The 12,227-nt window shown below is 72.6% G+C and carries 13 protein-coding genes; 4 read left to right on the top strand and 9 right to left on the bottom strand.

Annotated elements, in window-relative coordinates; all coding sequences use genetic code 11:
* On the top strand, nt 1-612 hold a 612-nt coding region (locus tag QOZ86_RS17505; protein WP_284493256.1), incomplete at its 5' end, for an ISL3 family transposase.
* On the opposite strand, the gene QOZ86_RS17500 is transcribed toward QOZ86_RS17505, so the two are convergent.
* Both QOZ86_RS17500 and QOZ86_RS17495 read right to left on the bottom strand, forming a co-directional pair.
* A complete protein-coding gene (locus QOZ86_RS17500; RefSeq protein ID WP_284493255.1) occupies nt 595-1,029 on the bottom strand; it encodes a hypothetical protein in 435 nt (144 codons plus the stop codon). The genes QOZ86_RS17505 and QOZ86_RS17500 overlap by 18 nt on opposite strands.
* A gap of 470 nt (nt 1,030-1,499) precedes the next feature.
* Nucleotides 1,500-2,633, bottom strand: a complete 1,134-nt coding sequence (locus QOZ86_RS17495) for a tyrosine-type recombinase/integrase (RefSeq protein ID WP_284493254.1) — start codon at nt 2,631-2,633, stop codon at nt 1,500-1,502.
* A 471-nt stretch (nt 2,634-3,104) separates the two neighbouring features.
* Between QOZ86_RS17495 and QOZ86_RS17490 the strand changes: the two genes are divergently transcribed.
* Complete coding sequence (locus tag QOZ86_RS17490; RefSeq protein WP_284493253.1) at nt 3,105-3,374, top strand: hypothetical protein; 270 nt, start codon at nt 3,105-3,107, stop codon at nt 3,372-3,374.
* Between the two features lie 213 nt (nt 3,375-3,587).
* Here the strand turns inward: QOZ86_RS17490 and QOZ86_RS17485 are convergent, their stop codons facing one another.
* Nucleotides 3,588-3,743 carry a hypothetical protein gene (locus tag QOZ86_RS17485; RefSeq protein ID WP_284493252.1) on the bottom strand — a complete coding sequence of 52 codons (156 nt, stop codon included), beginning with the start codon at nt 3,741-3,743 and terminating at the stop codon, nt 3,588-3,590.
* Between the two features lie 42 nt (nt 3,744-3,785).
* On the opposite strand from QOZ86_RS17485, the gene QOZ86_RS17480 reads away from it, so the two are divergent.
* Both QOZ86_RS17480 and QOZ86_RS17475 read left to right on the top strand, forming a co-directional pair.
* A complete protein-coding gene (locus QOZ86_RS17480; protein ID WP_284493251.1) occupies nt 3,786-3,956 on the top strand; it encodes a hypothetical protein in 171 nt (56 codons plus the stop codon).
* An 80-nt stretch (nt 3,957-4,036) separates the two neighbouring features.
* Nucleotides 4,037-5,194, top strand: coding sequence for an MFS transporter (locus tag QOZ86_RS17475; protein ID WP_284493250.1), 1,158 nt, complete (start codon nt 4,037-4,039; stop codon nt 5,192-5,194).
* Between the two features lie 60 nt (nt 5,195-5,254).
* On the opposite strand, the gene QOZ86_RS17470 is transcribed toward QOZ86_RS17475, so the two are convergent.
* From QOZ86_RS17470 to QOZ86_RS17445, 6 genes are all read right to left on the bottom strand, one after another.
* Nucleotides 5,255-6,502 carry an ABC transporter substrate-binding protein gene (locus QOZ86_RS17470; RefSeq protein WP_284493249.1) on the bottom strand — a complete coding sequence of 416 codons (1,248 nt, stop codon included), beginning with the start codon at nt 6,500-6,502 and terminating at the stop codon, nt 5,255-5,257.
* Nucleotides 6,499-7,731 carry a branched-chain amino acid ABC transporter permease gene (locus QOZ86_RS17465; RefSeq protein WP_284493248.1) on the bottom strand — a complete coding sequence of 411 codons (1,233 nt, stop codon included), beginning with the start codon at nt 7,729-7,731 and terminating at the stop codon, nt 6,499-6,501. Before QOZ86_RS17465 ends, QOZ86_RS17470 begins: the two co-directional genes overlap by 4 nt.
* The gene (locus tag QOZ86_RS17460) at nt 7,724-8,614 is read right to left on the bottom strand and encodes a branched-chain amino acid ABC transporter permease (protein ID WP_284493247.1); all 891 of its coding nucleotides are present in this window, start codon (nt 8,612-8,614) and stop codon (nt 7,724-7,726) included. The genes QOZ86_RS17465 and QOZ86_RS17460 overlap by 8 nt, the downstream gene beginning before the upstream one ends.
* Complete coding sequence (locus QOZ86_RS17455; protein ID WP_284493246.1) at nt 8,611-9,480, bottom strand: ABC transporter ATP-binding protein; 870 nt, start codon at nt 9,478-9,480, stop codon at nt 8,611-8,613. Before QOZ86_RS17455 ends, QOZ86_RS17460 begins: the two co-directional genes overlap by 4 nt.
* The gene (locus QOZ86_RS17450; RefSeq protein WP_284493245.1) at nt 9,477-10,268 is read right to left on the bottom strand and encodes an ABC transporter ATP-binding protein; all 792 of its coding nucleotides are present in this window, start codon (nt 10,266-10,268) and stop codon (nt 9,477-9,479) included. The genes QOZ86_RS17455 and QOZ86_RS17450 overlap by 4 nt, the downstream gene beginning before the upstream one ends.
* Nucleotides 10,269-10,674: 406 nt before the next feature.
* Entirely contained in the window at nt 10,675-12,141 is a 1,467-nt protein-coding gene (locus tag QOZ86_RS17445) for an ATP-grasp domain-containing protein (protein WP_284493244.1), read from the bottom strand.
* Nucleotides 12,142-12,227 lie beyond the last annotated feature (86 nt).

The raw sequence follows: 12,227 nt of genomic DNA, 5'->3' as shown, positions 1-12,227 counted from the left end.
GGGTTCACCGGCTTCAAGACCGCCACGGCCGAGGAACTGCCCGAGGCGGTCGCGGTCATGGACCCCTTCCACGTGGTCCGCCTGGCCGGCGATGCCCTGGACCGCTGCCGGCGCCGGGTGCAGCAGGACCTGCACGGGCACCGCGGCCGCAAGGATGACCCCCTCTACCGCGCTCGGCGAACTCTGCACACCGGCTCCGACCTGCTCACCGACAAGCAGCGCCAGCGGCTGACCGCGCTGTTCGCCGCCGACGAGCACGTGCAGGTCGAGGCCACCTGGGGCATCTATCAGCGGATGATCGGCGCCTACCGCGAGCCCGACCGGGCGAAGGGCCGACGGCTGATGAGCAACCTGATCGATGCGCTCGGCCGCGGCATCCCGGCCGCGCTGACCGAACTCATCACGCTGGGGCGCACGCTGACCAAGCGCGCTGCCGACGTGCTGGCCTACTTCGACCGGCCCGGTACCTCCAACGGACCGACCGAGGCGATCAACGGACGACTCGAGCACCTCCGAGGCTCCGCTCTCGGCTTCCGCAACCTCACCAACTACATCGCCCGAAGCCTGCTCGAGACCGGCGGGTTCAGGCCGCGACTACACCCTCGATCGTGAAGAGCCGGTAATCGGCTCGGCGCACGGCTCGCCGAGTCGGTCGTGGAACCACCGGCGGAGGCAGCCGGGGGCGCTACACCAGCAGCGCCCCGCGGTGGACCGCAGCGTCGCGCCGTGCTCAGGGCAGGCGCCCCACGGCACCGGACAGGCGTCGGTCCGCCGGGCGGCCAGGCGGATGAGCTCGTCGGCGGTGTCCAGCAGCTCCTCGGCGGCGCTGTGCAGACCTCCGACGGCGACGTCCAGCCGCCAGCCGGCACGCCGCCGAGCCGGGTCGGGGTCGGCGTCGCGTGCCAGATCAGCTTCGCGGAGCCGGTGGTACAGGTCGCCGGCCGCGGCGGCCAGTTCCCGAGCCTGGGCCGGTGTCATCCGCGGGCCGCGGGTGGTCCCGTCGCGCACGCTGCTGGTTGCGTCGTTCATCGAGTGTCCTCTCGGGTCGGGCGGACACCACCGCATTCCGGACCGGCCGGTCTGCCGCCTCGCCGGGGCGGCAGCGCGGAGCCGGTCGTGGCGCGGTGCACGTGTCATGGCGGTGACAGTGGGCGGTCGCGGTGTCGCCGGACCGCTTCGTCCCCACAGCTGGGGACGGCTCGTCGTCGTCCACAGATCTCCTGGACGGCGCAGTCGGCGTCCCGCTCCGCGGTGTGTCCCGACCGGTTCGAGCAGGGCCCGGGGCCGACCTTCCTTTCGGACCCCGGTGGCGTCCCACACTCCTGGCCGCATCCCACAACCCGCCTCCCGCCGGCCGGCGCAGGTCGGGGGAAGGGTGGGCCGCAGGCCCATCGCGCAGCGACGCGCCAGCGCCCTTCCGGCGACCAAGACGGCCGGCATCCTGCCCGGGGGTGGGAAGCGGCCCAGCCACGGCTCCACACGACCGCCCGCTGGCCGGGTCATCCCACCGGGCCGCCGGCCGAGCGACCGGTGGGCAGCGCCGCCACGGTCGCTGCCGGGCGACGCGCCGACGCCTCGGCGGCGCGCGCCGCGTCCATCGCGTCGGCGACCTCGTCGAGCTGGTCGTTCAGCAGATGGCCGTACAGGTCCAGGGTCATCGTCGCCGACTGGTGGCCGAGCATGGTCTGCACCACCTTGACGTTCGCGCCGCTGGCGATGGCCAGCGAGGCAGCCGTGTGCCGCAGCGCGTGCGGCGTGAGCCCGTCCAGGCCGGCGGCGCGGACGGCGGGGTCGAAGCTCATCCGGCGGAAGTTGCGCAGGTGCAGCACGCCACCCTTCTCCGCGGCGAAGACGAAGTCGCCGGGCAGCTTGTCCGCGACGTGGACGGCGAGCTCCTCGGCCAGGAACCGCGGAATGGGCACCTGCCGGCGCTGATGGGTCTTCGGCGTGCCGAAGACCGCGCGGCCGTTGACGTCGGCGACCGCCTCGGCGATCAGCGCTCGTCGGCGCAGCAGGTTGAGGTTGCGCACCCGCAGGGCCGCCATCTCGCCGTAGCGCACGCCGGTGTAGGCCAGGAACAGGATGGCCAGCCGGTCCCGGCCAGCGGCCGCGGCCAGGTCGTCGACCTGCGCGTAGGTGAGGAAGATTTGCTCGCCGCGCACCCTGCGCGGCAGCGGCACGCCGACCGCCGGGTTGCGGGCCAGCCGGCCGTCGCGCACCGCCAGGCCCAGGATCAGCGACAGCACCCGGTGGGCATGGCGCACGGTCGAGGCGCTCTTGCCCGAGCGCGAGAGCTGGGCCACCCAGGCGGCGACCCCCTGGTGGGTGATGTCGCCGAGCCGCACCGGGCCCCAGGTCGGCAGGATGTGCACCCGCAGCGAGACCTCGTAGCAGCGGTGGGTCGTCGGCTTGAGGTCGACCTTGCTGTCCAGCCACTGGCCGGCCCACTCGGCGACGGTGACCCGGGTCCGCTTGGGGTCGACGTAGGCGCCGGTGAGCACCGAGGTGGTGACCGAGTCCAGCCACGCCTGCGCGTCGGCCTTTTTGTCGAAGTGCCGCGCGTGCTCCTTGCCCGCCGCGTCGCGGTAGCGGGGCCGCCACTGCCCGTTGGGCCGGCGGGCGATGCTGACCACCGTCAGGCCCCCATGACGCTGCCGCAGGCGCCCGACGCCGCCTGTCGAACGCGACCAACAGCGCGGCGAGCAATTGCAACTGTCCGCAGGGAGTCCGCAGCACAGCCGTTTCTTGCCATTTTCAGCCGACGTCGATCAATTGTAACCAACATTCCCGTCACCACCTCGTCGCCGACGTTACCGCAGGTCAGTGACGCGTAACAGCCCCCTGAGCAGCGACGATGCATCGCCCGGAATGGACGGGGAATGGCGTCCAATACCGGCTCTTAATCAGCGGGTTCGGGGTTCGAGTCCCTGATGGCGCACCCACCCCCTCCTGACCTGGGCTTCTGTGGTAGCCGAGGTCTTCGACGCGGACGTCGAAGCGACCTACTCGACAGAGCCGAAAGATGCGCACATGCATCGCGTCCGGCTCAACGCCGCGGATGGCCGGCGCAGCACGCAGTATGGCGCGGCGGGCACCATGACCCCGTGACAGCCAGCGGAGTCGCCATCGTTCTCCTGGCCTGCGGGCTGGTCCTCTTCCTGCTCGCGCACAGATTGAAGGCGCGCGATGCGAAGCGTCCGCGAGGGCCGATGGAGGAGGTGCGCCCGGAGGTGCTGTCCGTCGCCACCAGAGGCTCCGATCGGGACCGGATACGAGCCATCAAGGTGCTGCGCGAGCGCACGGGGGTTGGCTTGCGGGAAGCGAGCGACACGGTGAAGCGGTGGCTGCAGGAGGAGGACCGTGCCGGGCAGTAGCCACGGTCGGTGCTCGTCGGGAGGCGTCCCAGAGCGGGCCGCTCGGGGCGACGTCGCCGGACCCGTCACCAGAGGGCAGCGGCAGCCCGTGAGACGTCCACCTTCCGCCCCAGGTGGACCACCGCGGCGGACCCGACGGCCTCCGCCCCTGGGTAGCGACCCCGCGCGCGCAGTCCTGTCGCTGGATCGAGCGATCCGGGGCCAGCAGGTGCGTCAGGCCTTGTCGCCCAGCAAGATCCACAGCATGCCGGACAACGTCCATGCCACGGCCGCGAAGGACGTGCTCGCCGCAGCGCCGGGCACCTGACCTGTGGGTCCGGTCGGCATGACCATCTTCTTCATCGTCTTCGTGGCCGTGGCCATCTCCATGGCCATCGCCTACTTCACGCGTCGCAAGTAGGAGTCCCGCAGATGAGGCCCTGGCACTTCCAACTCGGCGGCTTCATCGCCGTGGCCGTGGCGATGTGCGTCATCCGCTTCCGCCTCCACCTCGCATGGTTCTCCGGAGCGGCCGTGGTCCTGCTGGAGTGCGCCGTCAGTGGGTGGGCGCTCGAACGCAAGCAGAGGCGGGGCGACTCCTGACCCAGCGAGGTCCGCTCCGGCATTCCGGGCCCTCGTGCGTGCCGACCGCGACGCAGGTCGGTGGGCCGTAGGGTCGCCGGGTGATCTGGAAGCGGGCCGTCTTCGCGCTCTTCGCCGTCGCGGCGGGCACCAACGTCCCGGCCCCGCTGCTGCTGGTCTACCAGGAACGGCTGGACCTCTCCGCCGAGGTGCTCACGGCGCTGTTCGGCTGCTACGCGGCCGGCCTCGTCCCCGCCCTGCTGGTGGCCGGGCCGCTGTCGGACCGGCTGGGCCGCCGGCGGGTGGCGATCCCCGGCATCGTGCTGTCGGCTCTGGCCTCCCTCGCCTTCGCCGCGGCCGGCGACTCGCTGACCCTGCTGTTCGCCGCCCGCTTCCTGCAGGGGGTGGTCAGCGGCGTCGTCTTCAGCGTGGGCAGCGCATGGGTGGGTGAGCTCTCGCTGGCATCCGGCGAAGGCGCCGGTGGCCGGCGGGCCGCCTTCGCCATGACCGCCGGGTTCTCGCTCGGCCCGCTCACCGGCGGCCTGCTCGGCCAGTACGCCCCGGCGCCGACGGTGCTGCCCTACCTGGTGCACACCGTGCTCGTCGCCGTGGGCCTCGCCTTCGCCCTGCGGCTGCCCGAGACGGTCGACCTGCAGCACGACCGCCCGACCGGGACAGGCGGACCGCCGGCGTCGCCGCTGATCCGTCCCGGGGACGGTCTGCTGGTGGCGACGGTGCTCGCCCCGGTCGCGGTCTGCGTCTACGCGTTCCCGTCCACGATCATCTCCGCGGTTCCCCTGCTGGTCGAGCTGCCCGCCGCCGGGGTCGCGGTCACCGGCGTGCTCGCGGGGGTGACGCTCGGAGCGGGCACGGCGGTCGCCGGGCTGCAACGCCGGCTGGGGCCGTGGACCGCCGTCCTCGGCACCGCGCTCGGCACGCTCGGGTTCGGGTCCGCAGCGGCGTTCGCGGCCACGGGGTCACTACCGTGGCTGGTCGCCGCCGCTCCCCTGCTGGGTGCCGGCGGCGGGCTGTGCCTCGCGGCGGGCCTGGCCCTGACCGCCCGGCTGGCCGCCCCGGCCCGTCTCGGCGCCCTGACGTCGCTGTTCCTCGCCTGCGCCTACGTCGGGTTCGCCGCGCCCTTCGTCACCGCGGTGGCCGCCCGGGCGACGTCGGCGACGCTGCCGCTCGCCGTGGCCGCCGTCCTCACCGCCGTCCTCGCGGTGCGCCTGCTTCCGGTCGCCCGCGCCGGGCGGCTGTAGGGGCCGGAACACGACAGCGCCCCCTCCCCGGGGGGAGGGGGCGCTGCCGGTGGCGGGAGATCAGCCGGCGATGTCCGCGGCGAACTCGCCCTCGAAGGAGTCCTCCAGGACCGTGGCACCGCCGGGCACGTCGGCCGGCTGGAGGATGAAGCTCTCCAGGCTGGGCGACTTGCCGAGCTCGAAGCCACGGATCGGGACGACGAGGCCGCCGGTCTCGACCTGCTCGAGCTCGCTGAAGGCGTTCAGCACGCCCTCACGGGTGAGGTCACCGTTCTCGCAGGCCGCGTCGAGCACCTGCTTCATCATCTCGCTCATGCCGAAGCCCACGACCACGCCCAGGCTGGGCGTCGCGTCGGGGTAGGCCTCCTGGTACTGCTCGAGGAGCTCCGGGTGCGCGTCGAACGACGACACCGGCGAGGCGACGTACAGGTGCGTCTTCAGCCACTCGGCCGCCGGCCCGTCCAGGAGTCCCGGGGCGAAGACGGGGTTGCTGCCCAGGATCGGGACGTCGAGCCCCTGTGCTGCCGCCACGGTGGCGACCGAGGCCGTCTGCCCCGGGGCCACGGTCAGGGCGATCAGGTCGACACCGGCCGCCTTGAACTGGGTGATCTGCGCACTCATGTCCTGGTCGGTCGCCTTGATCTGGGCCGGGATGACCTCGAGGCCCTTCGCCGCGGCGACGGCCTCGGTGCCGGCCAGGCCGTTGGCCCCGTATTCACCCTCGAAGTAGATGTGGCCGACGGTGTCGCCCTCCTGGAGGAGGCCTTCCCGGAACAGGTAGTCGTAGCCGTTGGCGATCTCCACGTCGTACGTCGCACCGACGACACCCGTTCCCGGGATCTCGGTGAGCGTCTTCGACCACGCCGAGGGGAAGTTGACGATCTGGTCCGACTCGTACTCCGGGGCCAGGGCCGTGTTGATGGGTGAGCCGATCGTCTGCTGCATGGCCAGGATGCTGTCCTGCATCCCGCTGTAGAGCTGGACGCCCTGCTGCGGGACGTACCCGGTGTCCTGGATGTCGAGGGAGACGTCGTACGTGTCGCAGACCTGGTTGTTCTCCCAGAACAGCTGGTTGGCGTTGGTGATGTCGTTGCCCAGCGCGGCGAAGACGCCGGTCAGATCGGTGAGCACCCCCAGGTTGATCGTCTCGCCCTCGATGCCGACGTCGGTCGCGACGTCGCCGGCGGCAGCATCGCCACCGCCACCCCCGCCGGAGCTCTCCGGCGCCTTGGTGCTGCAACCGGAGGCGGCCATGACGAAGGTGGCGGCCAGCATCGTGGCGCCGGTCGAACGCTTGCTGAGTCTCACGTGGTGCTCCCTTGGGCTGGTTTGTCGGACGGAACGGGGGCGTTGGACTGGCTGGATGAGTCGGGCGGGTGCTCGGTGACCCGTCCTCCCGGACGGCGCCGCACCCGGCCGGTGATGCGGTTGGCGATGCCGGCGAGGCCGGCCGGCTCGAAGAGGATGACCAGGACGATGGCCAGGCCGAAGAGGAAGCGGGCCGCCTCACCCGCCGCCAGCCCGCCCTCACCGCGGTCGCCGACGAAGGGGATGAGGTCGGCGTACCGCTGGAAGACCAGCGGAAGGGCGCTGACGAACAGCGCGCCGAGCACCGCACCGTTCACCGACCCCAGGCCGCCGAGCACGATCATGGCGAGGTAGAGGATCGACAGCTCGAGCCCGAAGGACTCCGGCGCGATGCTCCCGATGGACAGCGCGTACATCACGCCGGCGAGCCCGGCGTACATGGAGCTCACCAGGAAGATCCGGGCCTTGTAGCGCTGGACGTTGACGCCCATGACCGAGGCGGCGACCTCGCTGTCCCGCAGGGTCTGCAGCGCCCGGCCGGGCCGGCTGCGCAGCAGGTTGCGGGCGTACCAGTAGGCCAGCAGCGCCAGGACGAGGCCGAGGTACCACAGCCGTTCGGCCTCCCGGAACGGCACGCCCAGGACGTAGAGCTCCGGGTCGCGGTTGCCGAAGGTGAAGCCGAACAGCTCGAAATTCGGCGCCGCGCGGCCGTTGAACCCGCCGGTGACCGGGGTCCAGGCGTTGAGCACGTGGATGCCGATGAAGACCAGCGCCAGCGACGCGACACCGAGGTAGATGCCGCGCAGTCGCGCTGCCAGGGGACTGAAGATCAGACCGGCCAGACCCGCCAGGAGGACGCCCACCACCATCCCGACGATGGGCGGCAGCCCCAGACCGTCCAGTTCGGCGACCCCGAGGCCACCCGGCTCGCCGGAGACGTACACGTAGCTGACCGCGCCCACGGCGAGGAAGAAGGCGTGGGCGAGCGACAGCTGCCCGGCGTTGCCGACCAGCAGGTTCAGCCCGATCGCCCCAACGGCTGCGCCGAATACCGCGAAGCCGGTGCGCAGCCAGAACTCCTCGACGTACAGCGGCAGCGCGAGCAGCACCACCAGCAGCGCGACCAGCAGCAGTGGACGCAGGATGGAACGCCCGCGGCCGGCCGGCGCCGGGGCGCTGACCCCTGAGCGCTGCGCCCCGGAGTCGGCGATGACGGTCGACTCAGACACGGGTCAGCTCCTTCGTCCCGAACAAACCGGAGGGGCGGAACATCAGGACGGCGATCATCACGATGAAGGGGACGACGGCGCTGAATCCGCGGCCGAGGAACAGCAGCTGATCCTGGTAGCCGGCCGCCATGGCCTCGGCGATGCCGATCAGCAGGCCCCCCGCCAGCGCACCCCCGGTCGAGTCGAGACCGCCGAGGATCGCGGCCGGGAACGCCCGGAGCGCGACGGCGTACGCCGTGGGCGTGACGCCCGGGGTGGGGGAACCGACGAGGAACAGGGCCGCGACCGCGGCGAGCACACCGGCGACCACCCATGCCAGAGCGGAGACCCGGCCCTGCCGGATGCCCATCAGCGCCGCCGTCTCGCCGTCCTCCGCCGACGCCCGCATCGCGATGCCCCAGCTGGAGTACTTGAAGGCCACGAAGAACAGCGCGATGAGGACCGCCGCCACGAGGAACGCGATCAGCCGGTTCTGGCTGAGCCCGACGCTGCCGACCCGGAACGACTCCCCGCCCCACGGGTGCGGCACGTTGAGGATGTCCGAGCCGAGCCGGCGGATGAGTTCGGTGAGCAGGATGATGTCGACGCCGATGGTGACGATGGCCAGGCTGATCACCGCCGCACCGCGGAGCCGGTTGATGATCAGGCGCTCGATAACGAACGCCGCGGCCGCCGTGATCAGGATGCCCACCAGGACGGCCGGCAGGAACCCGATCGAGTCCGAGAGCCGGGCGATGGAGTAGGCGCCCAGCAGCAGCAGCGAGCCGTGGGTGAAGCTCACCACCTCGCTCGCCTTGAAGATGATCACGAAGCCGAGGGCGATGAGCGCGTAGAGGGCGCCGAGGGACAGCCCGTTGAGCAGCAGGGAGAGGAACTGGGTCACGAGGTCGCCCCAGGTGTGTCGGAGGGGTGGTGGTGGGCCGCGGCTTCGGAGGGGCTGTCCTCGTCACCGGAGCCCAGGTAGGCGCGGATCACCTCGGGGTCGGTCTGCACCTGCGCCGGGGTGCCGTCGGCGATCCGGCGGCCGAAGTCGAGGACGGTGACCCGGTCGGCCAGTGACATGACCATCCCCATGTCGTGCTCGACCAGGACGACCGAGATCCCGAGCGCCGACCGGATCTCGAGGATGGCGGCGGCCATGCGGTCGGTCTCCTCGGCGTTCATGCCGGCCACCGGCTCGTCCAGGAGCAGCAGCCGCGGCTCGGTGCACAGCGCCCGCGCCACCTCCACCCGCTTCTGGTCGCCGTAGGACAGCACACCGACGGGCGTGTGCAGCTTGTCGCCGAGATCGAGGAAGTCGGCGATCTCGGCCACCCGCTCGCCGTGGCGCCTGCCCTCCCGCGTTGCCCGCGGGAGGCGCAGGCCGGCGGCGACGAAGCCCGCCTTGGTCAGGTGGTGGCGGCCGAGCATCAGGTTCTCGGCCACCGACTGGGTGCCCGACAGCGCGATGTTCTGGAACGCACGCGCGACCCCGATGCCGGCGATCTGGTACGGCCGCATGCGGTCCAGCCGCGCGTCGCCGAACCTGACCTCGCCCTCGGCGGCCTTGTAGACCCCCGACAGGACGTTGAACATCGTCGACTTCCCGGCACCGTTGGGCCCGATGATCGCGTGGATCGTGCCGGGGACGACGGTGAACGAGACCTCCGACAGCGCCGTGATCGCACCGAACCGGACGCTGACACCGACCACCTCGACGGGCGGGATGTCCGACCGGGTCCCGGACTCGGCGGCCCGCGTGGCGCTCATGCCGTCCACCGGGAGAGCTTCTTGCCCGACGCCACGCGCACCCGCTGCTCGCCGGCGTCGCCGCCGTCGTGGCCCAGGTACAGCCGCTGGACCTCGTCGGTCCGGGCGAGCTCCCGGGCGTCCCCGGAGAGGGACACCTCCCCGACGTCGAGCACGTAGGCCAGGTCGGCCACCCCGAGCGCCATGGTCGCGTTCTGCTCGACGAGCAGGACCGAGGTCCCCTGCCGGTTGATCTCGGCGATGACCTCGCCGATCTGGCCGATGATGCGCGGCGCCAGCCCGAGTGACGGCTCGTCGAGGAGAAGCAGTTTGGGGCTGGCCATCAGCGCCCGGCCGATGGCGAGCATCTGCTGCTCGCCGCCGGACAGCAGCGCGCCGCGCTGCGAGCTCCGCTCCTTGAGGACGGGGAACATGTCGTAGACCCGGTCCTGGGCCTTGGCCTTGGCCGTCTTGTCCTTGTTGCCCATCCCGCCGGCCCGCAGGTTCTCCTCCACCGTGAGGCGGCCGAAGATCCGCCGGCCCTCCGGCACCTGCACGAGGCCGAGCCGGACGGCCTGGGCCGCGTCCCGGCCGACGAGATCGGTTCCGTCGAAACGCACGGTCCCGGCGTCCACCTTGCCGCGGTGCAGCCGCAGGGTGCCGGAGATGGTGCGCAGCAGGGTCGTCTTGCCGGCGCCGTTGCTGCCGAGCACGGCGACGACCTTGCCGTCGGGGACTTCCATGGACACCCCCCGCACGGCCTGGACGGCGCCGCCGTAGGTCACGTGGAGCGCATCGATGCTCAGCACGGACTGCACTTCCTTTCTGCGCCGGCGGACGGCGCGGGGGCGAGCCTGGTGCGGGTGGCGGAGCGGGCCCTCACGGGACCGCGGGCGCTCGGTCGGACGGCGGCCACGAGCGCCGTGCACGGGCCCCCGCGCCGGTCCCGGGCATGCCCCGACCCGGACCGGCTGGGAGGCCCGGGACGTCCGGGCGACCGGTGAGTGATCTGGCGCACATGTGCCGAGACTCTAGGGGCAGATCATCCGACCTCGGCCCCTCGGAAGATCACGGATCGATCACCATGCGATCAGGCGACGGTCCAGGCGCCGATCATGGGGAGCGAGCACACCCGACCAGGTCGACATACGTGCGGCCGACACGTTGTGGTGGCCCGACCGGCGCTCCCGGGTGATCAGCACCCGGCCGGGCCGGCTACCGGCGCGGCACGCAGCGCTGGAGCAGCGGCTCCCGCCGGGCCACCGACCCGTCAGCGGACCCCTGGGCCCGGCCCGGGAGGCCGCAGCACGGCCGAGGGCAGCGACCCGCCGCGCACGTGCTGCCGCCACATCCCCACGCAGGAAGGGCGGTCTCCAGCTCGTCGACGACCACGACGATCGCATCGAGCGCGGCAACAGCTCGACGCCGCGCCTGCTCCGGCGTCTGCCCGACGGTCACCACGTGCCCGAGGCGCTCCCGGCCGGAACCGGCCGGCCCGGTCACCTCGCCGAGGTCGGCGAAGACCTCGGCCGCGACCAGGCCGGGGATCCCACCGACCTCACGGACGCCCGAGACCGCCCGCACCCGGCCGACCTCCTGTGCGCTGAAGTGCATCTGCGTACTGGCCACCACGGCCCCCGCCGGCTCCCTGGCGGGCTCCCCCAGGAGCCGCCCCACGGTGGCGTCCGCGGTGTCGACGCCGCTCACCAGGTCCACGCAGTGGTGGGCACCGCCGCCCGCCGGCGTCGGGTTCAGCACCAGCAGTCGCGGACCGGCCGGACCCAGCACGAACTCGAGGTGGAACGGGCCGAAGTCGTACCCGACGGCCGCGAGCCAGTCGCGGACCCAGCCGGCGGCTTCCTCGGTCGGCGGCCGGGCCGTGGCCGTGCGGACCAGGTCGGCGACGTGCGGCGGCGGCGTGGTGATGGTGTCCGACCAAGCCAGGACGACGGGCCGGCCGGCGTCGACGAAGCCGTCGGCGCCGTAGCGCGGACCGGGGACGTACTCCTCGGCGACCAGCCGGTGCCGGGGTCGCAGCCCCCGGCCGTAGTCCGGCCGCGCGACATGCCGGGCCGCCAGCTCCTGGAGTTCCCGGTCGTCGGAGACCAGGCCGACGTCCCAGCCGGCGCCGCCGTCCACCGGCTGGACCACGCAGGGGTAGCCGAGGGGCGATCCGGGCCGGTCGGCACCGGCGGAGATCTCCGCCCAGGCGACATGGGCCAGGCCGGTCGCGGCGAGCGCACCGTGCAGCGCCCGCCGATCGTCGGCCAGTGCGGGCGACCCAGGCGTCGGACCGCGCAGGCCGAGCGCCCGGGCGGCGCCGGCGGCCGAGCCGGTGAACCCGTCGACGGAACTGGTCAGCACGAGGATCTCGCCGTCCAGGCCACGGGTCGCGGCCACGACCGCGGACACGTCCTGGGTGTCGCACTCGATCCACCGGTCGACCAGCCCGTCCAGCTCCTCGCCGTAGCAGGCGCGGTGCCGCGCCAGGACCGCCGTGCGCAGGCCCCGCGACCGCGCGGATTCCAGCTGTGCCACCCCGAAGGCGTCCAGCCGCTCCCCCGCCCCGAACTCGGGACGGGCGGCGCCCGGGCGCACGAGCACCTCTACCGCGACGAACCACGGCTCAGTGGAGCCGGCAGAGGTCGCGGCCGTGCCGCCGGGTGTCACGGGCGTCGGCATGGTGGACTGTCCCTCCCGGTCCGGTCAGAGCAGTCCGACCATACCGGCCGGTTGGTTTCCGGTGGAACGGGTAACAGCACGTACCC

The sequence above is a fragment of the Blastococcus capsensis genome (assembly GCF_030165005.1).
GTDB classification, from domain to species: Bacteria; Actinomycetota; Actinomycetes; order Mycobacteriales; family Geodermatophilaceae; genus Blastococcus; species Blastococcus capsensis.
This window is presented reverse-complemented; position numbering and strand designations above follow the sequence as displayed.

Excerpts from the sequence above, each read along its gene's own strand:
- QOZ86_RS17500 (WP_284493255.1), bottom strand. The coding sequence starts at position 1,029 with ATGAACGACGCAACCAGCAGCGTGCGCGACGGGACCACCCGCGGCCCG.
- QOZ86_RS17485 (WP_284493252.1), bottom strand. The coding sequence starts at position 3,743 with ATGGAGATGGCCACGGCCACGAAGACGATGAAGAAGATGGTCATGCCG.
- QOZ86_RS17480 (WP_284493251.1), top strand. The coding sequence starts at position 3,786 with ATGAGGCCCTGGCACTTCCAACTCGGCGGCTTCATCGCCGTGGCCGTG.
- QOZ86_RS17455 (WP_284493246.1), bottom strand. The coding sequence starts at position 9,480 with ATGAGCGCCACGCGGGCCGCCGAGTCCGGGACCCGGTCGGACATCCCG.
- QOZ86_RS17445 (WP_284493244.1), bottom strand. The coding sequence starts at position 12,141 with ATGCCGACGCCCGTGACACCCGGCGGCACGGCCGCGACCTCTGCCGGC.